Origin of the sequence: Pseudomonas sp. NFXW11, assembly GCF_049887815.1 — a bacterium.
Lineage (GTDB): Bacteria > Pseudomonadota > Gammaproteobacteria > Pseudomonadales > Pseudomonadaceae > Aquipseudomonas.
Map to the genome: position 1 here is coordinate 109,283 of NZ_JAGEKI010000004.1, position 23,363 is coordinate 132,645.

Below are 23,363 nucleotides of genomic sequence, written 5' to 3' on the forward strand. Positions count from 1 at the left end.
GCCACCGACGCCACACCCGCCGAAGAAAAGATTCAGGTGCCTGGCTTCAGGTCAGATCGCGTTGGCCACCGGCACCGTGCGTCGGGACATAAGGCTCACCAGCACGAAACTCACCAGGCCCACGGCCAGGCTGTAGTAGATCGGGGTGTTGGCGTCCAGGCCATCTTTGAACATGAAGAACAGCGCGGTGACAAAGCCCAGGCTCATGCTGGTGATGGCGCCGGCGGTGGTAGCGCGTTTCCAGTAGATGGCACCGATCAGCGGGATCAGCATGCCGCCCACCAGCAGGTTGTAGGCCAGGGTCAGGGCGCTGATCACATCGCTGACCACCAGGGCGATAGCCAGTACCACCACGCCCAGCAGCAGGGTGGCGATGCGGTTTTCGTGGACGTCGCTGTTGCTGCTGGTGCGTCCACCACGCAGCCGCGGTAGCAGGTCCTGAGTCACGGTGGTGGAGGCCGCCAGCAGGCCGGCGCTGGCGGTGGACATCAGCGCCGCCAGGGCGGCGGCAATCACCAGGCCGCGGATGCCGTTGGGCAGGCTGGCCTCGACGATGCTGGCGAAGGCGTTGTTGACGTTGTCCAGGTCTGGCAGCACCACCTTGGCGGCCATGCCGATCAGCGCGCCGGCCAGGCCGTAGAGCACGCAATAGATGCCGGCAGCGGTACCGGCGACCTTGGCCACCTTTTCGCTACGAGCGGTGAACACCCGCTGCCAGATGTCCTGGCCGATGAAGATGCCGAAGAAGTAGATCAGGAAGTAGGTGAGGATGGTGTCCCAGCCGATGGCGGTGAAGTCGAAATAACTGGCCGGCAGCTTGGCCACCAGGGTGTCCCAGCCGCCGGCGTCGACGATCGACAGGGGCATCAGCAGGAACACCAGGCCCACGGTCATGATCAGGAACTGCACGATATCGGTCAGGGTCAGCGACCACATGCCGCCAATGGTGGAGTACAGCACCACCACGCCGCCGCCCACCAGGATCGAGACCCAGAATGGCAAGCCGAACAGCACCTGCATCACGGTGCCGATGGCGATGGTCGATGTGGCGCCGATCATCAGCGCGTACACCAGCATGATCAGGCCGCTGGCATGGCGTGCCGCCGGGTTGTAGCGGCGCTCCAGCACCTGGGTCACGGTGTAGATCTTCAGCTTCAGCAGGGGCTTGGCCAGGAACAGGCTGAGGCCGACGATGCCCAGGCCGATGGCGCCGCACAGCCAGAAGCCGGAAATGCCGTGCACGTAACCCAGGCGCACGGTGCCGATGGTCGAGGCGCCGCCCAGTACGGTGGCGGCCATGGTGCCCAGGTAAAAGCCGGGCCCGAGGTTGCGGCCGGCCACCAGATAGTCGTCACGGGTCTTGGCTCGGCGCATGCCGTACCAGCCCAGGGTGATCATGCCGGCGGCATAGATCAGTACTACGAGAATATCCAAGCCCATGTTCAGTTCCTCACAAGCAGATTGTTATTGTTGTTACCCGCTTATGCGGGTGGTCGCGGATACAGGCGGTTGGGTCATGCCGGAACCCGTAGGCGCTGGCTTGCCAGCGAAGCGTCCTCAGGTTCCTTAGGGCTCATTCGCCAGCCAGCCGGCTGCCATGCGGGTCAGGCGGCCTGGCGCAGGCTGACGACGGCGTTGCTCGAGGTGCACGACAGCACCTCGAAACCGTCCTCGGCGCTGAACGCCGCGAAGTAGGCTTCGCGGTCGTTACGGGCAAAGGCCGAGACCCGTTCGGCTGCGGCGTTGAGGACGTTCAGCTGGTCGCTCATGGCCGGGACTCAGCGATGGGCCACGCCGGGCAGTACGCAGAGCATTTCGTACAGCAGGTTGGCGCCCAGCAGCGAGGTGTTGCCGGTGGTGTCATAAGGCGGCGAAACCTCCACCAGGTCGCAGCCCACCAGGTCCAGGCCCTGGCAGCCACGGATGATCTCGATGGCCTGGATGGTGGTCAGCCCACCGATTTCCGGGGTGCCAGTGCCTGGGGCCCAGGCCGGGTCGATGCCGTCGATATCGAAGCTCAGGTACACCGGGCCATCGCCGACTTTCTGGCGAACTTCGGCCATCAGGGGCGCCAGGGAGTGGTGCCAGCACTCTTCGGCCTGGACCACCCGGAAGCCCTGCTTGCGGCTCCAGTTGAAGTCTTCGGCGGTGTAGCCCTGGGCCCGCAGGCCAATCTGCACCACCCGGTCGCAGTCCAGCAGGCCTTCTTCCACGGCGCGGCGGAAGGTGGTGCCGTGGGCGATTTTCTCGCCGAACATATGGTCGTTGACGTCGGCGTGGGCATCGATGTGCACCAGCCCGACCTTGCCGTGTTTCTTGTGGATGGCCCGCAGGATCGGCAGGGTGATGGTGTGGTCGCCACCCAGGGTCAGGGGAATCACCTGGTGCTCGAGGATGCTGTCGTAGGCTTCCTCGATGATGCGCACCGCGTCCAGCAGGTTGAAGGTGTTGATCGCCACGTCACCGATATCGGCGACATTCAGCGAGTCGAAGGGCGCGGCGCCGGTGGCCATGTTGTAGGGGCGGATCATCACCGATTCGGCGCGGATTTCCCGCGGGCCGAAGCGGGTGCCGGCGCGCAGCGAGGTGCCGATATCCAGGGGCACGCCGACAAAGGCGGCGTCCAGGCCGGCAGCAGTGGGAACATGGGGAAGACGCATCATGGTGGCGATGCCGCCGAAGCGCGGCATTTCGTTGCCGCCCAGTGGCTGATGGAGTTTCTTGTCCACGGGAGGGGCCTCATCGTTGTTTTATATTTATGGGGTCGAGGGCGCAGCGGGGCCGGCACGCACGACCAAGTGGCAGTGATTCTGCGAAATGCCGTGCAGGGAAAGAATCGCTGCGGACAAATACTTAGTTCAGAATTTTCTAAACTAATGGCCGAGGGCAGGCTAGACTGCCGCGCTGCTCCCAATAGCCCGGGTGGCAAAGGAGCTTGCTCCTGCTCGGTGGCCCAGCCGCCGTTAACCGGGGGGCGGGTCAGATTGATTAGGTGCACGGATGCTATCGGGGCTGCTTTGCCGCCCGGCGCGAGCCAGCGCCCTCGTCACAGGGACGTTGTCGTTTTGCCTGTTACCGGAGCCTGCCATGGCCAACGCTTTACCTGATCTGAAACTATTGCGCATCTTCGTCAGCGTGGTGCGCCATCAGGGGTTCGCCAATGCCCAGCACGAGCTCAATCTCTCCACCTCGGCCATCAGCACCTACATGAGCCAACTCGAGTCGTCCCTCGGCCTGGTGCTCTGCCACCGGGGGCGAGGCGGTTTCAGCCTGACCAGCAAGGGCGAGCTGTTCCACCAGGAAACCCTGCGCCTGCTGGGCGAACTGGAGGGTTTCGAACAGTACGCCGCGGCCCTCAAGGGCGAATTGCGCGGCACCCTGAACCTGGGGGTGATCGACTCCACCGTCAGCGACAAGGCCCTGCCGTTCGCCGAGGCCATTGGCGCCTACAGCCAGGAGCATCCGGCGGTGCATTTGCACCTGTCGGTGATGAGTCCCTACGAGTTGCAGCTGGGGGTCCAGGACAATCGCCTGGACCTGGCCATCGGCGCCTTCTCCACGCGCATGAGCGGCTTGCTGTATATGCCGCTGTACCGCGAGCAGCACTGGCTGTATTGCAGCAACCGCCATCCGCTGTTCAGCGAGCGGCGCATTCCCGAGCAGGTGATAACCCAGCAGCGCATGGTCGGTCGCGGCTACTGGAGCCAGGCCGAACTGGCCCGGCACGGTTTCAAGCACAGCGCGGCGACGGTGGAGAGCATGGAGGCGCAGTTGATCCTGGTGCTGTCTGGCGCCTATATCGGCTACCTGCCGGAGCACTACGCCCAGGCCTGGGCCGACAAGGGCGATTTGCGCGTGCTGCTGCCGGCGACCTTCGGCTACCAGGCGCCGTTCTCGATGATCATGCGTCGGGGGCGCGGCCGTGAACCGCTGATCCAGACTTTCCGCGATCTGCTCAAGGCGCAGCTCAACCAGCCATAAGGAATTCCCATGTCCCGAGCACGCTGTGCCCGTTGCCTGCGCCCCACCGGCCATTGCCTGTGCCCGCTGATTCCGCACCTGCCCAGTCGCACCCGAGTGCTGCTGTTGCAGCACCCCAGCGAGGTCAATCATGCGTTGAACACCGCGCGGCTGGCGGCATTGGGGCTGAGCAATGCCCAACTGCTGGTAGGCGAGGTGTTCGAGGATCTGCCGAGGTTGCTCGACTGTCCCGGTTATCAGCCACGCCTGCTGTTCCCGGCGGACGATGCCCAGCCCTTGCAGGCTTACGCACCGACAGATCAGCCGTTGCTACTGGTGGTGCCCGACGGCACCTGGCGCAAGGCGCGCAAAATGCTGCACCTCAATCCACTGCTGGCGGCCTTGCCACGGGTGAGCCTGGCGGCTGCCACGCCCTCGCGCTACCGCCTGCGCAAGGCTCCGGGGCCTGGGGCCTTGTCGACGCTGGAAGCTATTGTCCAAGCCTTGCAGGTGCTGGAAGCACCGGCCTCGTTCGAGCCGCTGCTGCGGCCTTTCGACGCCCTGATCGAAGGGCAGATCGCAGCGATGGGCGAAGACACCTACCAACGCAATCACGGCACCGATCCTTCCCTGTAGGAGCGGGCTTGCCCGCGAAAACGCCTGCATGGCTTGCGCACTGCATCAGGCGATGCAGCGTCTCAGGGGCGCAGGGTTTTCTGCCGCAGGATATAGCAGGTCACCAGCACCGCGCTGGTCAGCATGAAACCACGGGCCCAGGGCAGGGGCACCAGGTAGCAGGAGAGGCTGATGCTCAGCCACATCAGGCCGATGGCGTAGACCTTGCCCTTGAGTGGAATGCCGTTGCCGTCCAGATAGTCGCGAATCCACGGGCCCAGGCGCGGGTGCTGCACCAGCCAGCGGTAGAAGCGCGGCGAACTGCGGGCAAAACAGGCGGCGGCCAGTAGCAGGAAAGGGGTGGTGGGCAATACCGGAAGGAAGATGCCGAATACCCCCAGCGCCACGCTCAGCCAGCCGATGGCCAGCAGAACGTAACGCAACAGCAGGGGGCGTTGGCCTATGGGCTTGGCCATAGGCCGCGACTCAGTGGTGACGAGGCTTGAGCAGCGCGGGTTTTTCGTCGGGTGCGTTGCACAGCAGGTACAGCGCGGTCAGGGCTTCGGGGATCTGTACGATCATGTCGTCCATCAGGTTGGCATCGCTGGCGATGTCGGAGAACTCCGGCTGTTCGTCGAACAGGCCGGAACCCACCATGATCGGCAGCAGCATCTCGCTGACTTCTTCTTCGGCGGTTTCGAACCAGGCTTCTTCGCGCAGGAACACGCCTTCCATAAAACCGATGCACCAGCCGCGCAGGTCGGAATCATCTGGCACTTCACCCAGGTCGAGGTCGCATGGCAGCTCGAACTCTTCATCGGAAGCCAGCTGGCGGGCGATGTGCGCCTTGAGGGCCAGCAGGGTCGATTCGATGGTCTCGCGCTCGGCTTCGTCGCGGTAGTGCGGCTCTTCGGCGAACAGCGCGTCGATCCATTCACGGTCCGGAACGCTCTCCGAGCAGATCGACAGTGCGGTCAGGTAGCCGTGAGCGGCCACGTAGTCCAGGGCCTCGTCGTGCAGATCATCTGCGTCGAGGAAGACTTGCAGGCGGGTTAGTTGCTCGGCGAAGGACATTGAAGGGCTACCTTGGGGAATAAACGATGCTGAATTCTAGGCTTTCTTGAGCGCCCAGGCCAGCCACGGCGCAGATTTGAGCGCTTCCAAAGGTTACCAGCGGTCCGTTGTCGGCCCCCTGTGCCGGGTAGGGCTCGGGTATACTCGCGCGTTTTGTGATGCCCTGCAGGCCCGGCAATGGCGGCGGACAAGTCCGCTAACGCAATACTCGGTGAAATACACCGCTGCTTGCGCCAGTCTGCGAACAGGGATTTCGGCGATTTTTGGAGTTCTTCATGCTCGAACAGGCTCAACGCGTCCTCAAGGACATCTTCGGCTACGACAGTTTCCGTGGTCGCCAAGGTGCGATCATTGAGCGCGTGGCCAGCGGTGGCGACGCCTTGGTGCTGATGCCCACCGGCGGCGGCAAGTCGCTGTGCTTCCAGGTGCCGGCGCTGCTGCGCCAGGGCCTGGCGGTGGTGGTGTCGCCGTTGATCGCGCTGATGGACGACCAGGTGGCCACCCTCGAGGAGCTCGGCGTAGCGGCGGCGGCCCTGAACTCGACCCTGAGCGCCGAGCAGCAACGCGACCTGGCGGCACGCATTCGCCGCGGCGAAGTGAAGATGCTCTACCTGGCCCCCGAACGCCTGGTACAGCCGCGCATGCTGGCCTTCCTGCAGAGCCTGGAGATCGCCCTGTTCGCCATCGACGAGGCCCACTGTGTGTCCCAGTGGGGCCACGATTTTCGTCCCGAGTACCTGCAACTGGGGCAGTTGGCGGAAATGTTCCCCCAGGTGCCGCGCATCGCCCTGACCGCCACCGCCGACAAGCGCACCCGCGAAGAGATAGTCAATCGCCTGCACTTGCAGGATGCCGAGCGTTTTCTTTCCAGCTTCGACCGGCCGAACATCTTCTACCGCATCGTGCCCAAGGAGCAGCCGCGCAAGCAGTTGCAGGCCTTCCTCAACGAGCGGCGCAGCGATGCCGGGATCGTCTACTGCCTGTCGCGCAAGAAGGTCGATGAAGTGGCTGCCTTTCTCTGCGAGCAGGGCTTTACCGCGCTGCCTTACCACGCCGGCCTGCCCAGCGAGACAAGGGCCCATAACCAGAAGCGCTTCCTCAACGAGGAAGGCCTGATCATGGTCGCCACCATCGCCTTCGGCATGGGCATCGACAAACCCAACGTGCGTTTCGTGGCCCACATGGATCTGCCCAAGTCGCTGGAAGCCTACTACCAGGAAACCGGGCGAGCCGGTCGCGATGGCCTGCCGGCCGATGCCTGGATGGCCTACGGCCTGCAGGACGTGCTGATGCTCAAGCAGATGCTGCAGAACTCCGAAGGCGACGAGCGCCACAAGCGCCTGGAGCAGCACAAGCTCGACGCCATGCTGGCGCTGTGCGAGGAAACCCGCTGCCGGCGCCAGACCTTGCTGGCCTATTTCGACGAAGACATGCCGCAGCCCTGCGGCCATTGCGACAACTGTGTCGATGGCGTGCAAACCTGGGACGCCACCGAACCGGCGCGCCAGGCCCTGTCGGCGATCTATCGCACCGGCCAGCGCTATGGCGTCGGGCATCTGGTGGATGTACTGCTGGGCAAGGATACGGAGAAGGTCCGCAGCTTCGGTCATCAGCACTTGTCGGTGTTTGGCGTTGGCAAGGCCCGCAGCGAAGGCGAGTGGCGTTCGTTGTTCCGTCAGTTGGTGGCTCGCGGTTTGGCTGATATCGACCTGGAAGGCTACGGCGGGCTGCGCCTGAGCGACAGTTGCCGGCCGCTGCTCAAGGGCGAAGTGAGCCTTGAACTGCGCCGCGACCTGAAACCGCAAAGCACACCCAAGGGCAGTACCAGCCAAGCCAGCCAACTGGTGCGTGGCGAGGAACGCGAGCAGTGGGAGGCATTGCGCGCGCTGCGTCGCAAGCTGGCAGAGGAGCATGGGGTGCCGCCCTATGTCATTTTCCCCGACTCGACCTTGCTCGAAATGCTCCGCAGCCAGCCCGGTTCGATGGCCGAAATGGCTCAGGTCAGCGGTGTCGGTGCGCGCAAGCTGGAGCGTTATGGCGCGGCCTTCCTCGAAGTGCTGGGCGGCGCTGCCGAAGCACCGAAGGTGGTCGCCGACCTTCGTCACGAGCTGATCACCCTGGCCCGCGCCGGGATGACCCCGATGCAGATCGCCGGCCAACTGCAGTGCACGGAAAAGAACGTCTATACCTTGCTCGCTGAAGCCATCGGCAAGCAGCAGCTATCCCTGGAGCAGGCGCTGGACCTGCCGGAGGACTTGCTAGGGGAAATCCAGGATGCCTTCCTCGATGGCGAGGGCGAGTTGCCGCCGGTCGCTGAAGTCAGCGAGGTGTTTGCCGGGAGGGTGCCAGAGGGCGTGCTTTATTGCGTACGCGCGGCGTTGCAGTCGGAGTTCGAAGTTTGAGCCCCTGCGACAATGTTGTAACGATTCAGTCCCTTGCGGGCCTTGCCTCCGGGCAAGGGTCATGCTTAGCTGACTAATAATTAGTTTTTCTTTATTTTCAGACTGATCATGAGTGCTTTATGCCGTTAACCGATGAACACCGTTTTGGTATGCAGCTGGCGCATATGTCCCGCGGCTGGCGTGCCGAACTGGACCGCCGCCTGGCCGGGCTCGGCCTGTCCCAGGCTCGCTGGCTGGTGCTGCTGCACCTGGCTCGTTTCGAAGAGGCGCCCACCCAGCGTGAGCTGGCGCAAAGCGTCGGTGTCGAAGGGCCGACCCTGGCCCGGTTGCTGGACAGCCTGGAAACCCAGGGCCTGGTTCAGCGCCAATCGGTAGTGGAAGACCGGCGGGCGAAGAAGATTGTGCTTTGCGCCTCCGCCCGGCCACTGATCGACCAGATCGAAACCATCGCCAACGCCTTGCGCCATGAGCTGTTCATTGGTGTCGACGAAGAAGACATGCGGGTCTGCATGCGTGTCCATGGGCGCATCCTGGCCAACCTGGAAAAGTCCTGAAGCCTTAAGCCGGGGTTGCCTGACCCCAGTTTGCCCCGTATTTCCGCCTCCCTGAAGCCCTGTCGATCACCTTGACCGGGGCTGCTTGCGCACGTCTGTCAGAAGCTCTGGCCCAGGTTCAGCGACAGGGCTTTCTGGTTGTCGTCATTGAAGCCGTAGCTGAAGTTCAGTGGCCCCAATGGGGTGTCGAAGCCGAGGAAGATACTCGCGGCATTGATATAGCCGCTGTCGAAGTCGTTGTCGTTGTTCCACACCCGCCCGCGTTCCAGCGAACCGCCCAGGTACAGCGGGAAATCCAGTGGCAGGTAGGAACGCGGCGTCAGCCGGCGGAAATACACGGCGCGGGCCAGGCTGAGGTTCTGCCCGGACAGCGCGTCCTGGCGGAACCCCGACAGCTGCTGCGAGCCACCCAGGAGGAAGCTGGACGTCACCACATCGGCACGTTCCAGGGTGCGGCCATAGCGACCGCCCAGGATAAAGGTGTTGGGCCCGCTACTCAGGGCCTTGTCCAGCTTGAACTCCCACTGTCGGTAACGATTGTCCGAACCCAGGCTGGGTTCGAACTGGCGCAAGGTCAGGCCGATGTCTTCGCCGGAATGGGGGTAGTACACGCTGTCCAGGGAGTCGAAGGAGTACTGCAGCTGGTAGTAGCCCTCGTTGAAGTGCTCGTTGGGCAGCCGACGATCGCCGATACGCACATCCGCCTTGCCCCAGGCTTCACCGACGCCGAAACGCACCTCGCCGCTGTTGCCGATCTGCCGCCCCAGGTTGAGGCCCAGGCCATAGCGCTCCAGGCGGTATTCGGCGATCGGGTCGTTGTCCAGCACTGCCTCGACATTCTGTGCCTCGACCGCCACAAACGGTGCGACGAAGTAGCGTGAGCCAGCGTCCAGCGGCTGGTAGAACTCGCTGTAGAGTTCCTGCTGGTCGCCGATCTGGGCCCGGGTCAGCCACTCCGCGCCCAGGCTGTTGATGCCATTCATGCGATAGCTGGCGCCGATATTGAAGGCGCTGCCGCCACGCATGTCATCGGACAGGTTCAGGCCCAGGCGTAAATAGTCGGTGCCGCTGCGCTTGCCCCGAGCGCTGATCACCAGGGTGTGCTCGGCACCCTTGTGACTCACCCGGTATTGCACCTGCTCGAAGAAATCCAGGCCGTACAGGGTGCCCATATCGGTTTCCAGGCGGCCCAGGCCCAGGGGCTCGCCGATACGCTGGCGGATGTAGTAGCGGATCACCTCGTCACTGACCTTGGAGTCGTTCTCCACCTTGATCGCATTGATGATTGGCGTGCGCTGGCTGGGCTGGCGCGCGGCGCGCAGCTCGGCGTCCAGGGGCCGGACGCAGGCGTGCCAGGCGCGCATCGAGGATGCGGGTGGCCCGGTAGCCGGCATCGATCATCTCCTGGGCGCGGCCGAAATCGGTGACGCCGAAGCTCGACAGCGCCGGTTGGATCAACACGTCGTCCTTGTGCAGCGTTGCCAGTTGCTGTTCGGAATTGCGCCGAGTCATCAAGGTGATGGACTGGGTGAGCACGTCCACCACGGTATTGAGTTGCTTGCGCGAGCGCAGCGGCGTGCCGATGTCCACCACGATGGCGATGTCCACCCCCATGTCCCGGGCCACATCGAGGGGAATGTTGTCGGTCATGCCGCCGTCCACCAGCAGCCGGCCATCGAGCTCCACTGGTGCGAACACCGCCGGAATCGACATGCTGGCGCGAATCACCTGGGGCAGGTGGCCCTTGCGGAACACCACCTTTTCGCCACTGGCGATATCGGTGGCCACGGCGCGAAAGGGAATCGGCAGCTTGTCGAAGTCCCGGGTGTCGCTGGCGTGGGCCAGTTTGCTTTCCAAGAGCAGTGCCAGGTTCTGCCCCTGGATCACCCCCAGGGGCAGGCCCAGGCTGCCATCGTCGCGGAAGCTGAGTTTCTGTTTCACCAGGAAATCACGGTCGTCCTGCTTGCGCCGGAAGGGCAGGTCTTCCCGGGGCGGGGCATCGGACAGGGCCTGTTTCCAGTCGATGCCCAGGGCCAGCTTTTCCAGCTCGTCGATCTGGTAGCCCGAGGCATAGAGCCCGCCGATCACCGCGCCCATGCTGGTGCCGGCGATGGCATCGATGCGAATGCCTTGCTCCTCCAGGGCCTTGAGCACGCCAATATGGGCCAGGCCACGGGCCGCACCGCCCGACAGCACCAGGCCGATCTTCGGTCGCGGGGCTTCGCTGGATTGCGCGATCAAGGGCAGCAGGCAAAGCAACAGGCAGGACAACAAGCGGCGCATCATGGCTCTCGGGACGGGCGACAAAGCCGGCTATTATAGCGACGCCTTTCAACTCACGAGCCGGCCCTTCATGACTGAACCCAAACCCGAAGTGATCATCACCTACTGCACCCAGTGCCAATGGCTGCTGCGGGCGGCCTGGCTGGCCCAGGAGCTGTTGAGCACCTTCAGCGACGACCTGGGCAAGGTCTCCCTGGAGCCTGCCAGCGGTGGCACCTTCCGCATCACCTGCAACGGCGTGCAGATCTGGGAGCGCAAGGCCGATGGGGGCTTCCCCGAGGCCAAGGTGCTCAAGCAGCGGCTGCGCGACCAGATCGACCCCGCGCGGGACCTGGGCCACAACGATCGCAGTCAGTGAGAGCCGGCCTGCACCTTGGCGGTCTTGCTGCCTGAGCTGGCCGCGGCGCGGCTCGACACCAGGATAGCGACGATGATCAAGGCCCCGCCCAGCAGCATGCGCAGGGTCGGGGTCTCGCCGAACAGCAGCCAGGCCACGCTAATCCCGTAGACCGGTTCCAGGGCGAACACCACCGCCGCAGTGCGCGCCTTGATCACCGCCAGGCTGGCGACGAACAGGCTATGGGCCAGGCCGGTGCAGAAGATCCCCAGCAGGCTGATCCACAGCCAGTCCATGGCGCGCACTTGACTCAGTTCAGGCGCGGCCACCGGCAACAGACACAGGGCCACCACCACGTTCTGGCAAAGCGCCGCCTGCACCGCGGGAATCCGCCCGGAGCTGGCGCGGTTGTTCAGCGATAGCAAGGCGAACAGCAGCCCCGAGGCCACCGCCCAGAGCAGGCCGCTGGTGGCTTGGCTGGCCAGGTCGAAATCCGGGGTGACCAGCACCAGCCCGACACTCACCAGGGCCACCAGGAGTATCTCGTTGGCGCGGATGCGCTCGCGGAAGACCAGCCCTTCAAGTATCACCGTGAAGGCCGGAAAGCTGGCGAAACCCAGGGTCGCGATGGCCACTCCGGCCACCTTCACCGCCACGAAGAAACTCACCCAGTGCCCGGCCAGCAGCAGGCCGCTGAGGAGCAGGCGGCGCCAGTCAACGGCGGCCAGTCGTTGCCAGGGGGTATTGCTCGCCAGGCGGGCGAAGCAGCCCAGGGCGAGCACGGCAAAGGCGGCGCGGCCGAACACGATCACGGCGGGCGAGGCGGCGGCCAGTTTACCGAACACGCCGGTCAGGCCGAACATCAGGGCGCCGATATGCAGGGCGCCCAGGGCAGTACGCGGAGTCATCTTTATCCTTAAGAACACAAGACAGGCCGACCTTGAATGGCAGCAGGCTCAGTCTACGAGTGGGGCTGGACGTGCGTCTGTCGCGATCCTAGGTTTTTTTGTCGAGAGATTAGCCTGCGCGCCCTGGCGCAACTGGCGCGGCGACTGGCCGAACTCCCTGAGAGCCGCCGCGGCGAAGGCGCTTTGCGAGCTGTAGCCAACGCGACTGGCGATCTCGCCCACCGCCAGCGTTGTTCCACGCAGCAGTTCCAGGGCCATGTGCAGGCGCCGGCGGCGTACATAGTCCATGGGGGTGGTGGCGCATTCGGCGATAAAGCGTGCATGCAGGTGCGCACTGGAAAGGCCGGCGATCCGCGCTAGGTCGGCCACTTGCAGCGGGTGCGCGGCATGCCGTTCGATATGCGCGTTCAGCGCGGCATAGGGCAGGCGTCGCTCTGCGAACGGTTCGCCGGCCTTGTGGTTGAGGCTGGCGAGCAGCAGCACCGCGCCTTGCTCGGCAATCAACGGGTCGTCCACCGGGCTGTTGGCGAGCCAGTCCACCAGGCGGCTCTGCTGGCTGCCAAGGGTCAGGCGCCCGGGTTGGTCGAGCAGGCGCCGGCTGGCTTCGGCGTGTTCTCCCAGGGACTCGCGGAGCCAGTGTTCCCCCGGCACATCCAGCACCAGGCAGCGACTGCCTTGCGGGCTGCCGCAGATATGCCGGGCGCCGGACGGCACCACCATCAGGCTTTGCTGTTGCACCTGGTCGCCGTGGCCCTCGACCTCGAAGTCCAGTCGGCCGGAAAGGCCGAACACCAGTTGCGGGTGTTCGTGGCTGTGGGCGATCTGATCGTGGCTGTAGTGGCGCAGGCTGAGGATGGATCCCATCGCGATCTCCTTGGCAGGTCGGCAGTCTACACCGGCGGTCGGGGCTTTGGCCTTGTCATCGCACTGCCGCATTTTTGTCATGGGTGATTAATCGCCGGGGCGCAAGCTCGCAAAAAATCCCGGAGAGCGTCCATGACCCATGTCGAACTCGCCAAGCCCAGCCGCAAGCAACGGGTACGCACCTTATGGATTTCTGATGTGCACCTGGGTACCCGGGATTGCCAGGCGGAGCACCTGGCACAGTTTCTCAAGCGTTACCACGCCGATCGCATCTACCTGGTGGGCGACATCATCGATGGCTGGAAGCTGCGCGGCGGCATGTACTGGCCCCAGGCCCATACCAATGTGATTCGCCGCTTGCTGACCATGAGCAAGCGCGGCACCGAAGTGATCTACGTCACCGGCAATCATGACGAGTTCCTCAGGCGTTACTCCAAGCTGATCCTGGGCAATATCCAGCTGGTGGACGAGGCAGTGCATGTCACCGCGGACGGCCGCCAGTTGCTGGTGATCCACGGCGACCAGTTCGACGTCATCACCCGCTATCACCGCTGGCTGGCGTTCCTCGGGGATTCGGCCTACGAATTCACCCTGACCCTCAATCGCTGGCTCAACCACTGGCGAGCGCGCTATGGCTACGGCTACTGGTCGCTGTCGGCCTATCTCAAGCACAAGGTCAAGAGCGCGGTGAGCTTTATCAGCGACTTCGAAGAGGCCATTGCCCATGAGTGCGTCAAGCGCGGGCTGCATGGGGTGGTCTGCGGGCATATTCACCATGCCGAGATCCGCAAGGTAGGCGAGGTGGACTACCTCAATTGCGGTGATTGGGTGGAGTCCTGCACGGCGCTGATCGAGCACTGGGACGGCAGCATCGAACTCTATCGCCTGGCCGAGGCCCAGGCTCGGGAAGCCCGGCTCAAGGCCGAGCGGCTGAAGGTCGCGGAACCGGCCTGAGCCCCGGTTTTCACGCCGGGCCGGCCTGGTCCATGGCCGCCTTGTACAGCGACTGCCTGGGTTGGGCGAACAGCCTCTGCAGCATTGGCTCGAAGAAACTCAGGGGCAGGCTTTGGTAGGCCGGGTCAAAGGCCGCCGCGTCGTACTTGGCGCAGAACTCGGCGGTGCGCTGGTACAGCGGGTGCTCGCGAAACTGCTCGCGCAGGTGGCGGTCCATGCCCAGGTGATGGAAGAAGTAGTAGCCCTGGAAGATTCCGTGCTTCTCCACCATCCACAGGTTCTCCGGGCTGACGAAGGGCTTGAGTATGGCGACGGCGATATCCGGGTGGTTGTAGGAGCCCAGGGTGTCGCCAATATCGTGGAGCAGGGCGCAGACCACGTACTCCTCATCACGGCCATCGTGCCAGGCGCGGCTGGCGGTCTGCAGCGAGTGGCTCAGGCGGTCCACCGGGAAGCCGCCGAAATCGCCGTCGAGCAATTGCAGGTGGGCCAGGATACGGGCCGGTAGCTGTCGGGCGTAGGCGCTGAAGTCGGCGGCGATGATCCTCCAGTCTTCCTGGGTGCCGTCCTGCATATGGGTGAAACGCGCATGAGCACTCATCGGCTAGTCTCTGGTGGTTATCGAGCGGCGACTTGGCGTTCTGGCGCCGGCCCGGGTCGGCCTGTGCCAGGTTGGCGCTAGAACGGCACCTTGCCGAGGATCATGTCGCGGTACATGACGAAGTCCCCCAGCAGGCTGTACAGCGGATGCTGGAAGGTCGCGGGGCGGTTTTTCTCGAAGAAGAAATGCCCGACCCAGGCAAAGCCGTAGCCGGCCAGCGGCAGCGCCAGGAGCAACAGCCAGGCCCCTTTGCCGATGGCGAGGGCGAGGAGGAAGATCACCAGGCTGGTGCCGATAAAGTGCAGGCGGCGGCAGGTGCTGTCGCTGTGTTCGCTCAAGTAGTAGGGGTAGAACTGGGCGAAGCTGTCGAACTGTCGGGTGTTTTCCATGGCCGCGGTCTCTGTGTTTGTTGTTGTGCGGGCGGATGTTCTGCGGGAGCTTATTTGAGTCTAGAGTCACAGGCGTTGCCGGCCAGTGACAATGGGCGCCACTTTAGTATCCTTGGGAAATTGGCCGTAGCATGCGGCTCATCATGTAAGACACCCTCATGAGCGAACGAACCACTTCCGCAAGCTGGACCATGGGAATCGTCAAGGCGCTGGAGCTGGACGGCCTGGACTGCCGGGCCCTGTTCAAGCAACTGGGGCTCGACTACGGCGCCCTGGACGATCCCGATGCGCGCTTCCCGCAAGACTCCATGACCCGGCTCTGGCAGCGCGCGGTGGAGTTGTCCGGCAACCCGGCGATCGGCCTGAACATGGGCAAGGTGGTACGTCCGGCCTCCTTTCATGTGGCCGGCTATGCGCTGATGTCGAGCCGCACCCTGGCCGAGGGCTTTCACCGCCTGGTGCGTTATCAGCGGATCATCGCCGAAAGCGCCGACCTGAGTTTCCGCCTGCTACCCGAAGGTTATGCGCTGATTCTGACGGTGCACGGCGATCATCTGCCGCCCACCCGGCAAAGCGCCGAAGCCTCGCTGGCCTGTGCCCTGGCCCTGTGCGGCTGGCTCACGGGGCGCGCCTTGCAGCCGCGCAAGGTGTTGCTGCAAGGGCCACAGCCCGAGGATGTGCAGCCCTACAAGGAGATGTTCCATGCGCCGTTGGTGTTCGCCGCGCCCTTCGATGCGCTGATCTTCGAACGGGCCGATATGGAGGCACCGCTGCCGACCGCCAACGAAGCCATGGCCTTGCTGCATGATCGCTTTGCCGGGGAGTACCTGGCGCGCTTTTCCGAGAGTCGGGTGACCCACAAGGCGCGGCAGGTGCTGTGCCGCCTGCTGCCCCAGGGCGAGCCCAAGCGTGAGGTGGTGGCGCAGACCCTGCACCTGTCGCAGCGCACCTTGCAGCGTCGCTTGCAGGAGGAGGGCACCAGTTTCCAGACCCTGCTCGACGACACCCGTCGCGAGCTGGCCGAGCAGTACCTGGCGCAGCCGCGCATGACTTTGCTGGAGATTGCCTACCTGCTGGGGTTCGCCGACCCGAGCAATTTCTTCCGCGCCTTCCGCCGCTGGTTCGATGTCACCCCCGGCGAGTACCGGGCGCGCTTGCTGGCGCTGCCAGGCTCGGTCAATGACGCCAGAATGCCGGAATACACAACACGAACACCGTGATGATCTCCAGTCGCCCCAGGAGCATGCCCAGGGACAGGATCCACTTGGCGGCGTCCGGCAAGCTGGAGAAGTTGCCGGCCGGGCCAATGGTCTCGCCCAGGCCCGGGCCGACCCCGGACACGGTACTGGCGGCGCCGGTCAGGGCGGTCATCCAGTCCAGGCCCAACAAGGACAGGGCCAGGGCGATCATGCAGATGGTGATGGCGAAGAAGAACGAGAAGGTCAGGATCGAGCGCACGATCTCTTCGTCCAGGCGATGGCCGTTGTACTTCTGCTTGATCACCGCCCTTGGGTGAATCAGCTGATTGAGGTTGGCCTTGAGCAGAATGTAGGCGACCTGGAAGCGGAAGATCTTGATCCCGCCCGCGGTGGAGCCGGAGCAGCCGCCGACGAAGCCCAGGTAGAAGAACAGCATCAGTGAGAAATTGCCCCACAGGCTGTAGTCGCCCAGGGCGAAGCCGGTGGTGGTGACCACCGAGGTCACGTTCAGCGCCACGTGGCGCAGGGCATCGAGCCAGTGCAGGTCGGTGGTCCACCAGTACCAGGTGCCGAGCACCAGCCAGGTCACCAGCAGCATGCCCAGCAAGCCCTGGACCTGCTGGTCCTTGATCAGCGCCTTGCGGTTGCCGCGCAAGGTGGCCACATACAGGGCGAAGGGCAGGCTGCCGAGAATCATCACCACCACCGCTACCCAGTGCACCGCCGGCTGTTTCCAGTGGGCCAGGGATTCGTCGGACGTGGAGAACCCGCCGGTGGAAATCGCCGACATGGCGTGGTTGATCGCGTCGAACACATTCATGCCGGCCCACCAGAACCCCAGGCTGCCGAGGATGGTGATGCCCACGTAAGTGGCGACGATCAGCCGCGCCACCATGTGCGAGCGCGGCATGACCTTTTCCGAGCGGTCCGAGGATTCGGTCTGGAACAGGCGCATGCCGCCGATGCGCAGCAGCGGCAGGATCGCCACCGCCATGCCGATAAAGCCGATGCCCCCGAGCCAGTGCAGCAGTGAGCGCCAGATCAGGATGCCCGGGGACATGTTGTCCAGGCCACTGAGCACCGTGGAGCCGGTGGCGGTGATGCCGGACATGCTTTCAAAGAACGAGTCGGTGTAGCTGATGTGCTGGGTCAAAAGGAACGGCAGGGCGGCGAAGATGCACACCACCACCCAGCTGGATACCGTCAGCAGGTACATGTCCCGGGGGCGCAGGTGAATATGCTCGGGGCGTCCGGGAATCACCAGGGCCAGCCCGGCGATAAAGGTGATCATGCTGGCCCAGAGGAAGGAGGGCAGGTCGCCGGTGCGTTCGAAGACCACCAGGGTCGCCATCGGCACCACCATGGCAATGGCCAGGGTAATGAGGAAGATGCCGATGATGAAACCAATGATCCTTAGGGTCGGCAACGCCATGTGTTCCGCTCGGGCTGTGTTGAGAAGGGCGCCCATTCTACCTGCGGGGCAGGGCATGTAAACCGGCACCCGGCCGGCAGATACCGCTAGAATGGCCGGACATTTTTTCAGGAGGTGGCCAATGCAGGCTCTCGACGCTTTGCTCAACCGTGTTTCCGTGCCGCGCCTGGTGGAGCCCGCGCCCACTGCCGCCCAGCGCGAGGTGCTGTTCAGCGCCGCGATGCGTGCGCCGGATCATGGTCAGTTGCGGCCGTGGCGGTTCCTCACCGTCGAAGGCGCGGCGCGCGAACAGTTGGGCGAATTGCTGGTGGAAGCGGTACAGCAGCAGGGCGGCGATATCACCCAGGCGGCGCTGGACAAGGCTCGTGCCATGCCGCTGCGGGCACCGCTGGTGGTCGTGGTGGTGGCGCGCCTGCAGGAGCACTTCAAGGTGCCCAAGTCCGAGCAGTTGCTGGCGGCGGGCTGCGCCGCCCACGGTATTCTGCTGGCGGCCTATGCCCAGGGCATCGGCGCGGTCTGGCGTACCGGCGAGCTGTCCTATTCGGCCCATGTGGCCAAGGGCCTGGGCCTGGAAGCCGACGAGGAAATCATTGCCTTCCTGTACCTGGGCACGCCATTGAACGAGCCGCGAGTGGCGGCGAAAGTCGACACCCGCGAGTTTGTCAGCGCCTGGAACGGCCTGGCCTGATCCGGCCTGCAGCACAACCTGGCAAGCCTTCCGCGGGCAAGTCCGCTGCCGGTCCATGAACCGGCAGCGACTTGCCCGCGCTGTTTTCAGGGTTGGGCCAGGGCGCCGGGCACCAGGGGCAGTTCCAGGCTGGCAATAAAACCGCCTTGCTCGTGGTTGGCCAGGGTCAGGCTGCCGCCGTGACGTTCCGCCGCCCGGCGCGCGATGGCCAGCCCCAGGCCATGGCCCGCAGCGCTTTGCCCGGGGGCGCGGAAAAACGGTTCGCCCAGCTGGCTCAGGTGCTCGGCGCTCACGCCGGGGCCGTGATCGCGCACGCTGATCAGGATTTTCTCACCCTGGCGCAGGGCCTGGACCTCGATCGGCTGTCCGCTGGGGTTGAAGCGCTGGGCATTGCGCAGCAGGTTGTCCACGGCGCGTTCGAGCATGGTCGGCCAGCCCCGCAGGCTCAGTTGCGGCTGGGCCTCGATGCGTACCTGCTGTTCCGGGCAGGCCAGGTGCGCGTCCTTCTGCAGGGCCAGGAGCAAGGCATTGAGGTCCACTTCTTCGGCGCTGGCGTTGTCCGCATCGACCCGGGCCAGCACCAGGATTTCGCTGATCAGCGCTTCCAGGCGATCGCATTCGCGGGTCAGCCGTGGCCAGAGTTTCTCGCGCTCCTCGGGTACGGCGCGTTCTGCCAACGCCAGGGCGATGCGCAGGCGCGCCAGGGGCGAGCGCAGTTCATGGGAAACATCCCGCAGCAGCTGGCGCTGGCTGCCGATCAGGCTTTGCAGGCGTGAGCCCATGCGGTTGAAGTCCCGGGCCAGCACGCCGAATTCATCGCGGCGGTTGGCCAGGCGCGCCAGGCTGTTCTGCTGGTAGGAGGCCTGGCCCAGGTCGTGCACCGCGCCGCGCAAGCGGCTCAGGGGACGGGTGATGGACAGGGTCACCAGCAGGCTGAACAGGGTCAGTACCACCAGGGCGATGGTCAGGGCGCTGAGGGGCCAGGTCAGGCTGTCGCGGTGCCAGGAATCGAGTTCCGGGTGGGGAATGCGGTAGATGAACAGGTAGGTGTCGCCGGTGGCCGGGCTGCTGTATTCCGCGGTCAGGCGACGCCAGGGCAGGTGCCGGTCGTCGTTGTTCTGCCGGGCCTCGAAGGCTGCGGCGCGCCGTGGAAAGGTGCCGCGCACCACCGGGTCGCCACTCTCGTTGAGTACCTGGACATCGATATGGTACTGGCGCTTGCGTTGCTGGAGGATGTCCTGGGCGGCGTCTTCGCCCTGGCTTTCGTAGGTTTGCGTCCACTCCTGGGCCAGGCTGTTGAGGCCCGGGTGGCGACTGAGAATCCAGGCATCCTGATTGAGCATGTGCCCGAGCAGGATCGACAGCCCTGCAACCAGGGCGATGGCCAGCCAGAAACTGGCCAGGACGCGCCAGAACAATGAACGCACGGAAATTCCTCGAACGCGAAAGCCCAGTGGGGGAGGCCACTGGGCTGTTGGGGGAAGGCTAACGCATTATTGCGCTTTTTGCGGTTGTTGCGCTTTCCAGGCCTTGAACTCGGCCCATTCGGCGCGCCGTTGTTCCTGTTTCTTGACGATGGCGTCGAACTCTTTCTGCTGTTCAGGCTTGAGCACGGCGCGGATATCGGCCTGGGTTTTCTGCTGTTTGGCGGCCAGTTCGTCCTTCATGGCTTTCTGCTCGGCCGGAGGCAGTTTTTCCAGGTATTTCTCCACCACCGCCTTGCGTTCGTGCATTTGCTCGCCCATCAGCTTGCCGATCTGCTGGCGTTGCTCGCGGCTCAAGTCGAGCTGGCTGAAAGGGCCTTTGCCGCGCATGTGCTCGCTGTGCCGAGGGCCGTCCATCGGCCCCATCGGGCCGTTGCCTTCGGGCATGGCCATGGCCAGGGTGGGCAGGGCGGCGGCGAACATCAGAGCGATCAGGGTCTTGCGCATGGTGTGTCTCCTTGTCTCATTCCCGGTCAGTTCCGGATGAGCTCAGGTTACCCAGGGCAAGGTCAGCGGCGGTCAGCGAAGGGTAAAGCTTGGGTAAAGACCCGGGACCAGCGCCCTGACAAAAGCTGCAGGGCGTGGTTACAGGCTGTAGTAGTAACCGCGGCTGCGCAGGGCGACGATGCGCGGGCGACCGTCAGGGTGAGGGCCGACCTTCTTGCGCAGGTTGCTCACGTGCATGTCCAGGCTGCGGTCGTACAGGGTCAGTTTGCGGCCCAGGGCGATCTGCGCCAGTTCCTGTTTGTCCAGGGGCTCGCCCGGCTGTTTGAGCAGGGCCTCCAGCAGGCGGCTTTCGGAAACCGTCAGGCTGATGTCCTGATCGTCGATGGTGACCACGCCACGCAGCGGGCTGAAGCACAGGTCGCCCAGTTCCATCTGGCTGGAGGCCGCCACCGGATGGCTGCGGCGCAATACGGCGCGCAGGCGGGCGGTGAGTTCGCGGGGGTCGCAAGGCTTGGCCAGGTAGTCGTCGGCGCCCAGTTCCAGGCCGAGGATGCGGTCCAGGGGTTCGCCGCGGGCCGAGAGCATCAGCACCGGCAGTTCCGGGTGATCGTTGCGCAGTTGCTTGAGCAGTTCCAGACCGCTGCCGTCGGGCAGCATCACATCCAGCACCACCGCGGCGGGGGGCGTATCGGCCAGGGCCCGGCGAGCGCTCAGGCCATCGTGGCAGGCGCGTACCTGAAAGCCTTCCTGGGCCAGCCAACTGCTCAGGAGCTCGCACAGCTCCTGGTCATCATCAATCAGTAACAGGTCGCTCATGAATCACTCAATTTAGCCATTGTCGACGCTTGCGGTGTCCGCCACTGGCAAAGATACCGCAGAGCAGGGCGATCAGGGCCACGCCGCCGCCGGTAATGAACCACTGTTGCTGCTCGGTGAGCAAACGCGGTGTCGAGCTGGCCTGGGTTTCCTTGAGCTGCTGCTTGAGACGCTGGTTCTCCTGGCGCACCCGCGCCAACTGCGGGCTTTCCCGCTCGGCATCGGCACTTTGCAGTTGCTTGCTCAGTTCTTCCCGCAGGCGTTCGCTTTCCTTCAAGCGTTGCTGCAATTCGGTGATCTGACTACCGGCGCTCAGGGACAGCGGTGTTTCCTCGGCGAGGGCCGGGGCCCCGATCGACAACATGACCAACAACAGGCACAGCGGACCTTGGCGCATCGAAACTCCTGATTCCAATCGAGTGTTGGGCAGGTTGTCGGCAGTCAAACGAGAATAATGAGCGATTGAGAACGCGATGAGCCTTGAAGGTTCACCGCGCCCGGGGGATTTACGGCATCGATTGCTTGAACGGCTTGACCACTACGTTGGCGTAGACGCCGGCGGTCACGAACGGGTCGGCGGCGGCCCAGGCCTGGGCTGCGCTCAGGGAGTCGAACTGGGCGACGATCAGGCTGCCGGTGAAGCCCGCAGCACCCGGGTCTTCGCTGTCCACCGCCGGGTGTGGGCCGGCCAGTACCACCCGCCCCTCGGCCTTGAGCTGTTGCAGCCGCTCAAGGTGCGCCGGGCGCATGGCCATGCGTTTTTCCAGGGAGTTGGCGGAGTCTGTGGCAATGATGGCGTAGAGCATGTCAGTCCTCGGTTTTCGGGGTAGTGGGATCGGCGTCATGCAGGTGGCGGGACAGGTACACACCCTGGCCCACCAGGAACAATACGGTCATGCCCAGGCTGCCGAAGACCTTGAAGTCGACCCAGATGCTCTGGAAGGTGAAGGCGACGAACAGGTTGGCGGCGCCGCAGAACAGGAAGAAGGCGATCCAGGCGATGTTCAGGCGAGTCCAGACCGGCTCCGGCAAGGTCAGGGCATGGCCCATGATGCGCTTGATCAGCAGGCGGTCACCAATGAAGTGGCTGCCGATAAAGACCAGGGCGAACAGCCAGTTGACCACCGGAGCTTTCCACTTGAGGAAGGTTTCACTGTGGAAGGCCAGGGTCAGGCTGCCGAATACCAGGCAGGCGATCAGGGTCAGCCATTGGCTCTTTTCCAGCTTGCGCTGGCTAATGAATAGCGCGCCATAGACCACCAGGGAACTGATGATCAGCACTGCTGTGGCGCTGAAGATACCGCCCAAGGTCACTTCGTGACCGGCCAGGTCGATAACGCGAGGATCGATTTTGTAGACGATGAAGAACAGAAACAGCGGGATGAAATCGATGAATTGTTTCACAGTGGCAGCCAGAATCAGGATGTCCCGGCATAATAACAAACATCCCTGATAGCGAAAGCGCCAGCTGACTCGAGGTTTTAACGTCCCGTGAATGTTGATTTGCACTGCCACAGTACGGCCTCCGACGGCGCCCTGGCGCCTGCGGTTCTGGTGGCGCGGGCGTTTGAAAGAGGCGTGCGAGTCCTGGCCCTGACCGATCACGACACCCTTGAAGGCCTGGCCGAGGCACGCCTGGCGGCCGAACAACTGGGCATGCAACTGGTCAATGGCGTGGAGCTGTCCTGTACCTGGGGCGGCGCCACCATCCATGTGCTGGGCTATGGCTTCGATACCCGGGCCCCGGCCCTGGTGGCGGCCATCGACAAACTGCATGAAGGGCGCTGGCTGCGGGCCGAGGAAATCAGTCGCAAGCTGGCCCTCAAGGGCATGCCGGGGGCGCTTGAAGGCGCGCGGGCCATCCAGCAGGAGCTGGGGGACAGCGGCAATGCCCCGGCGCGGCCGCATTTTGCCGATTACCTGGTGCGTGCCGGTTTCGTCAAGGATCGCGCCGATGCTTTCCGCAAGTGGCTGGGGGCCGGCAAGCTGGGGGACGTCAAGCAACACTGGCCGACCCTGGAGGAGACCGTCGGCACCCTGCGCGAGGCCGGCGCCTGGGTCAGCCTGGCTCATCCCTGGCACTACGATTTCACCCGCAGCAAGCGCCGCCGGCTGGTTGCCGACTATATTCAAGCCGGTGGCCATGCCATTGAAGTAGTCAATGGCCATCAACCTGCGGAGCAAGTGGGCAGTTTGGCTATCCTTGCCCGTGAATTCGGACTGCTGGTCAGCGCCGGCAGTGACTTCCATGGCCCAGGAGGCTGGTCCGAGATCGGTGAGTACCGCCCGGTTCCTGAGGATCTGCCACCTCTTTGGTGTCGGTTCAAACATGAGCCCATTATTGCCGCCTGAACAG

General features: G+C 64.2%; 24 protein-coding genes and 2 pseudogenes. 9 read left to right on the forward strand and 17 right to left on the reverse strand.

Going from position 1 to position 23,363, the window contains the following annotated elements:
• Nucleotides 1–51 precede the first annotated feature (51 nt).
• The 3 genes and pseudogenes from J4P02_RS08345 to speB all read right to left on the reverse strand — a co-directional run bounded on the left by J4P02_RS08345 (nucleotide 52) and on the right by speB (nucleotide 2,729).
• Nucleotides 52–1,440: a sodium:solute symporter gene (locus tag J4P02_RS08345; protein WP_426189106.1), complete on the reverse strand. Its 1,389-nt coding sequence runs from the start codon at nucleotides 1,438–1,440 to the stop codon at nucleotides 52–54.
• A 176-nt stretch (nucleotides 1,441–1,616) separates the two neighbouring features.
• Nucleotides 1,617–1,769, reverse strand: a pseudogene (locus J4P02_RS08350) (DUF4440 domain-containing protein); the annotation flags it as partial.
• A gap of 9 nt (nucleotides 1,770–1,778) precedes the next feature.
• Entirely contained in the window at nucleotides 1,779–2,729 is a 951-nt protein-coding gene (gene speB / locus J4P02_RS08355; protein WP_426189107.1) for an agmatinase, read from the reverse strand.
• A 358-nt stretch (nucleotides 2,730–3,087) separates the two neighbouring features.
• Here speB and J4P02_RS08360 point away from each other — a divergent pair, with 358 nt between their 5' ends.
• Nucleotides 3,088–3,981, forward strand: coding sequence for a LysR family transcriptional regulator (locus tag J4P02_RS08360; protein ID WP_426189108.1), 894 nt, complete (start codon nucleotides 3,088–3,090; stop codon nucleotides 3,979–3,981).
• A 9-nt stretch (nucleotides 3,982–3,990) separates the two neighbouring features.
• Nucleotides 3,991–4,596, forward strand: a complete 606-nt coding sequence (locus tag J4P02_RS08365; protein ID WP_426189109.1) for a tRNA-uridine aminocarboxypropyltransferase — start codon at nucleotides 3,991–3,993, stop codon at nucleotides 4,594–4,596.
• A 62-nt stretch (nucleotides 4,597–4,658) separates the two neighbouring features.
• On the opposite strand, the gene J4P02_RS08370 is transcribed toward J4P02_RS08365, so the two are convergent.
• Both J4P02_RS08370 and J4P02_RS08375 read right to left on the reverse strand, forming a co-directional pair.
• On the reverse strand, nucleotides 4,659–5,051 hold the full coding sequence (locus J4P02_RS08370; protein WP_426189110.1) for a YbaN family protein: 393 nt from the start codon (nucleotides 5,049–5,051) through the stop codon (nucleotides 4,659–4,661).
• A 10-nt stretch (nucleotides 5,052–5,061) separates the two neighbouring features.
• A complete protein-coding gene (locus tag J4P02_RS08375) occupies nucleotides 5,062–5,649 on the reverse strand; it encodes a UPF0149 family protein (RefSeq protein ID WP_426189111.1) in 588 nt (195 codons plus the stop codon).
• A gap of 275 nt (nucleotides 5,650–5,924) precedes the next feature.
• Here J4P02_RS08375 and recQ point away from each other — a divergent pair, with 275 nt between their 5' ends.
• Nucleotides 5,925–8,051: a DNA helicase RecQ gene (recQ, locus tag J4P02_RS08380; protein ID WP_426189112.1), complete on the forward strand. Its 2,127-nt coding sequence runs from the start codon at nucleotides 5,925–5,927 to the stop codon at nucleotides 8,049–8,051.
• 119 nt (nucleotides 8,052–8,170) lie between these two features.
• Nucleotides 8,171–8,605, forward strand: a complete 435-nt coding sequence (locus J4P02_RS08385) for a MarR family transcriptional regulator (RefSeq protein ID WP_426189113.1) — start codon at nucleotides 8,171–8,173, stop codon at nucleotides 8,603–8,605.
• A 98-nt stretch (nucleotides 8,606–8,703) separates the two neighbouring features.
• Here J4P02_RS08385 and J4P02_RS08390 read toward each other — a convergent pair.
• A pseudogene (locus tag J4P02_RS08390) lies at nucleotides 8,704–10,888 on the reverse strand (patatin-like phospholipase family protein).
• Between the two features lie 70 nt (nucleotides 10,889–10,958).
• Between J4P02_RS08390 and J4P02_RS08395 the strand changes: the two are divergent.
• Nucleotides 10,959–11,246 (forward strand): SelT/SelW/SelH family protein, encoded by a 288-nt coding sequence (locus J4P02_RS08395; protein WP_426189114.1) that lies wholly within the window; start codon nucleotides 10,959–10,961, stop codon nucleotides 11,244–11,246.
• Here J4P02_RS08395 and J4P02_RS08400 read toward each other — a convergent pair.
• Both J4P02_RS08400 and J4P02_RS08405 read right to left on the reverse strand, forming a co-directional pair.
• Nucleotides 11,240–12,133, reverse strand: coding sequence for a DMT family transporter (locus J4P02_RS08400; RefSeq protein WP_426189115.1), 894 nt, complete (start codon nucleotides 12,131–12,133; stop codon nucleotides 11,240–11,242). The two genes, J4P02_RS08395 and J4P02_RS08400, sit on opposite strands and share 7 nt — an antisense overlap.
• 48 nt (nucleotides 12,134–12,181) lie before the next feature.
• Complete coding sequence (locus tag J4P02_RS08405) at nucleotides 12,182–12,997, reverse strand: helix-turn-helix domain-containing protein (protein ID WP_426189116.1); 816 nt, start codon at nucleotides 12,995–12,997, stop codon at nucleotides 12,182–12,184.
• 132 nt (nucleotides 12,998–13,129) lie between these two features.
• Here J4P02_RS08405 and J4P02_RS08410 point away from each other — a divergent pair, with 132 nt between their 5' ends.
• Nucleotides 13,130–13,951 carry a UDP-2,3-diacylglucosamine diphosphatase gene (locus J4P02_RS08410; protein WP_426189117.1) on the forward strand — a complete coding sequence of 274 codons (822 nt, stop codon included), beginning with the start codon at nucleotides 13,130–13,132 and terminating at the stop codon, nucleotides 13,949–13,951.
• A 10-nt stretch (nucleotides 13,952–13,961) separates the two neighbouring features.
• Here J4P02_RS08410 and J4P02_RS08415 read toward each other — a convergent pair whose 3' ends face one another.
• Together J4P02_RS08415 and J4P02_RS08420 are read right to left on the reverse strand one after the other, a co-directional pair.
• On the reverse strand, nucleotides 13,962–14,552 hold the full coding sequence (locus J4P02_RS08415) for an HD domain-containing protein (RefSeq protein ID WP_426189118.1): 591 nt from the start codon (nucleotides 14,550–14,552) through the stop codon (nucleotides 13,962–13,964).
• Nucleotides 14,553–14,629: 77 nt separating this feature from the next.
• The gene (locus J4P02_RS08420) at nucleotides 14,630–14,941 is read right to left on the reverse strand and encodes an Mpo1-like protein (RefSeq protein WP_426189119.1); all 312 of its coding nucleotides are present in this window, start codon (nucleotides 14,939–14,941) and stop codon (nucleotides 14,630–14,632) included.
• A 158-nt stretch (nucleotides 14,942–15,099) separates the two neighbouring features.
• Here J4P02_RS08420 and J4P02_RS08425 point away from each other — a divergent pair, with 158 nt between their 5' ends.
• Nucleotides 15,100–16,161, forward strand: a complete 1,062-nt coding sequence (locus tag J4P02_RS08425) for an AraC family transcriptional regulator (protein WP_426189120.1) — start codon at nucleotides 15,100–15,102, stop codon at nucleotides 16,159–16,161.
• Here the strand turns inward: J4P02_RS08425 and J4P02_RS08430 are convergent.
• On the reverse strand, nucleotides 16,118–17,572 hold the full coding sequence (locus J4P02_RS08430; protein WP_426189121.1) for a TrkH family potassium uptake protein: 1,455 nt from the start codon (nucleotides 17,570–17,572) through the stop codon (nucleotides 16,118–16,120). The genes J4P02_RS08425 and J4P02_RS08430 overlap by 44 nt on opposite strands.
• A gap of 121 nt (nucleotides 17,573–17,693) precedes the next feature.
• Here J4P02_RS08430 and J4P02_RS08435 point away from each other — a divergent pair, with 121 nt between their 5' ends.
• The gene (locus tag J4P02_RS08435; RefSeq protein ID WP_426189122.1) at nucleotides 17,694–18,260 is read left to right on the forward strand and encodes an NAD(P)H nitroreductase; all 567 of its coding nucleotides are present in this window, start codon (nucleotides 17,694–17,696) and stop codon (nucleotides 18,258–18,260) included.
• An 86-nt stretch (nucleotides 18,261–18,346) separates the two neighbouring features.
• Here the strand turns inward: J4P02_RS08435 and J4P02_RS08440 are convergent, their stop codons facing one another.
• The 6 genes from J4P02_RS08440 to J4P02_RS08465 all read right to left on the reverse strand — a co-directional run bounded on the left by J4P02_RS08440 (nucleotide 18,347) and on the right by J4P02_RS08465 (nucleotide 22,411).
• Nucleotides 18,347–19,687: a sensor histidine kinase gene (locus J4P02_RS08440; protein WP_426189123.1), complete on the reverse strand. Its 1,341-nt coding sequence runs from the start codon at nucleotides 19,685–19,687 to the stop codon at nucleotides 18,347–18,349.
• 66 nt (nucleotides 19,688–19,753) lie between these two features.
• A complete protein-coding gene (locus tag J4P02_RS08445; protein ID WP_426189124.1) occupies nucleotides 19,754–20,191 on the reverse strand; it encodes a Spy/CpxP family protein refolding chaperone in 438 nt (145 codons plus the stop codon).
• A gap of 138 nt (nucleotides 20,192–20,329) precedes the next feature.
• Entirely contained in the window at nucleotides 20,330–21,007 is a 678-nt protein-coding gene (locus J4P02_RS08450; protein WP_426189125.1) for a response regulator transcription factor, read from the reverse strand.
• Nucleotides 21,008–21,014: 7 nt separating this feature from the next.
• Nucleotides 21,015–21,404, reverse strand: coding sequence for a translation initiation factor 2 (locus J4P02_RS08455; RefSeq protein ID WP_426189126.1), 390 nt, complete (start codon nucleotides 21,402–21,404; stop codon nucleotides 21,015–21,017).
• Between the two features lie 109 nt (nucleotides 21,405–21,513).
• Complete coding sequence (locus J4P02_RS08460; protein WP_426189127.1) at nucleotides 21,514–21,813, reverse strand: YciI family protein; 300 nt, start codon at nucleotides 21,811–21,813, stop codon at nucleotides 21,514–21,516.
• Nucleotide 21,814: 1 nt separating this feature from the next.
• Nucleotides 21,815–22,411 carry a septation protein A gene (locus J4P02_RS08465; RefSeq protein WP_426189128.1) on the reverse strand — a complete coding sequence of 199 codons (597 nt, stop codon included), beginning with the start codon at nucleotides 22,409–22,411 and terminating at the stop codon, nucleotides 21,815–21,817.
• An 87-nt stretch (nucleotides 22,412–22,498) separates the two neighbouring features.
• Here J4P02_RS08465 and J4P02_RS08470 point away from each other — a divergent pair, with 87 nt between their 5' ends.
• Complete coding sequence (locus J4P02_RS08470) at nucleotides 22,499–23,359, forward strand: PHP domain-containing protein (RefSeq protein ID WP_426189129.1); 861 nt, start codon at nucleotides 22,499–22,501, stop codon at nucleotides 23,357–23,359.
• The last annotated feature ends 4 nt before the right edge of the window (nucleotides 23,360–23,363 follow it).

Excerpts from the sequence above, each read along its gene's own strand:
- J4P02_RS08345 (WP_426189106.1), bottom strand. The coding sequence starts at position 1,440 with ATGGGCTTGGATATTCTCGTAGTACTGATCTATGCCGCCGGCATGATC.
- J4P02_RS08360 (WP_426189108.1), top strand. The coding sequence starts at position 3,088 with ATGGCCAACGCTTTACCTGATCTGAAACTATTGCGCATCTTCGTCAGC.
- J4P02_RS08365 (WP_426189109.1), top strand. The coding sequence starts at position 3,991 with ATGTCCCGAGCACGCTGTGCCCGTTGCCTGCGCCCCACCGGCCATTGC.
- J4P02_RS08370 (WP_426189110.1), bottom strand. The coding sequence starts at position 5,051 with ATGGCCAAGCCCATAGGCCAACGCCCCCTGCTGTTGCGTTACGTTCTG.
- J4P02_RS08375 (WP_426189111.1), bottom strand. The coding sequence starts at position 5,649 with ATGTCCTTCGCCGAGCAACTAACCCGCCTGCAAGTCTTCCTCGACGCA.
- recQ (WP_426189112.1), top strand. The coding sequence starts at position 5,925 with ATGCTCGAACAGGCTCAACGCGTCCTCAAGGACATCTTCGGCTACGAC.
- J4P02_RS08385 (WP_426189113.1), top strand. The coding sequence starts at position 8,171 with ATGCCGTTAACCGATGAACACCGTTTTGGTATGCAGCTGGCGCATATG.
- J4P02_RS08395 (WP_426189114.1), top strand. The coding sequence starts at position 10,959 with ATGACTGAACCCAAACCCGAAGTGATCATCACCTACTGCACCCAGTGC.
- J4P02_RS08400 (WP_426189115.1), bottom strand. The coding sequence starts at position 12,133 with ATGACTCCGCGTACTGCCCTGGGCGCCCTGCATATCGGCGCCCTGATG.
- J4P02_RS08405 (WP_426189116.1), bottom strand. The coding sequence starts at position 12,997 with ATGGGATCCATCCTCAGCCTGCGCCACTACAGCCACGATCAGATCGCC.
- J4P02_RS08410 (WP_426189117.1), top strand. The coding sequence starts at position 13,130 with ATGACCCATGTCGAACTCGCCAAGCCCAGCCGCAAGCAACGGGTACGC.
- J4P02_RS08415 (WP_426189118.1), bottom strand. The coding sequence starts at position 14,552 with ATGAGTGCTCATGCGCGTTTCACCCATATGCAGGACGGCACCCAGGAA.
- J4P02_RS08420 (WP_426189119.1), bottom strand. The coding sequence starts at position 14,941 with ATGGAAAACACCCGACAGTTCGACAGCTTCGCCCAGTTCTACCCCTAC.
- J4P02_RS08425 (WP_426189120.1), top strand. The coding sequence starts at position 15,100 with ATGAGCGAACGAACCACTTCCGCAAGCTGGACCATGGGAATCGTCAAG.
- J4P02_RS08430 (WP_426189121.1), bottom strand. The coding sequence starts at position 17,572 with ATGGCGTTGCCGACCCTAAGGATCATTGGTTTCATCATCGGCATCTTC.
- J4P02_RS08435 (WP_426189122.1), top strand. The coding sequence starts at position 17,694 with ATGCAGGCTCTCGACGCTTTGCTCAACCGTGTTTCCGTGCCGCGCCTG.
- J4P02_RS08445 (WP_426189124.1), bottom strand. The coding sequence starts at position 20,191 with ATGCGCAAGACCCTGATCGCTCTGATGTTCGCCGCCGCCCTGCCCACC.
- J4P02_RS08450 (WP_426189125.1), bottom strand. The coding sequence starts at position 21,007 with ATGAGCGACCTGTTACTGATTGATGATGACCAGGAGCTGTGCGAGCTC.
- J4P02_RS08455 (WP_426189126.1), bottom strand. The coding sequence starts at position 21,404 with ATGCGCCAAGGTCCGCTGTGCCTGTTGTTGGTCATGTTGTCGATCGGG.
- J4P02_RS08460 (WP_426189127.1), bottom strand. The coding sequence starts at position 21,813 with ATGCTCTACGCCATCATTGCCACAGACTCCGCCAACTCCCTGGAAAAA.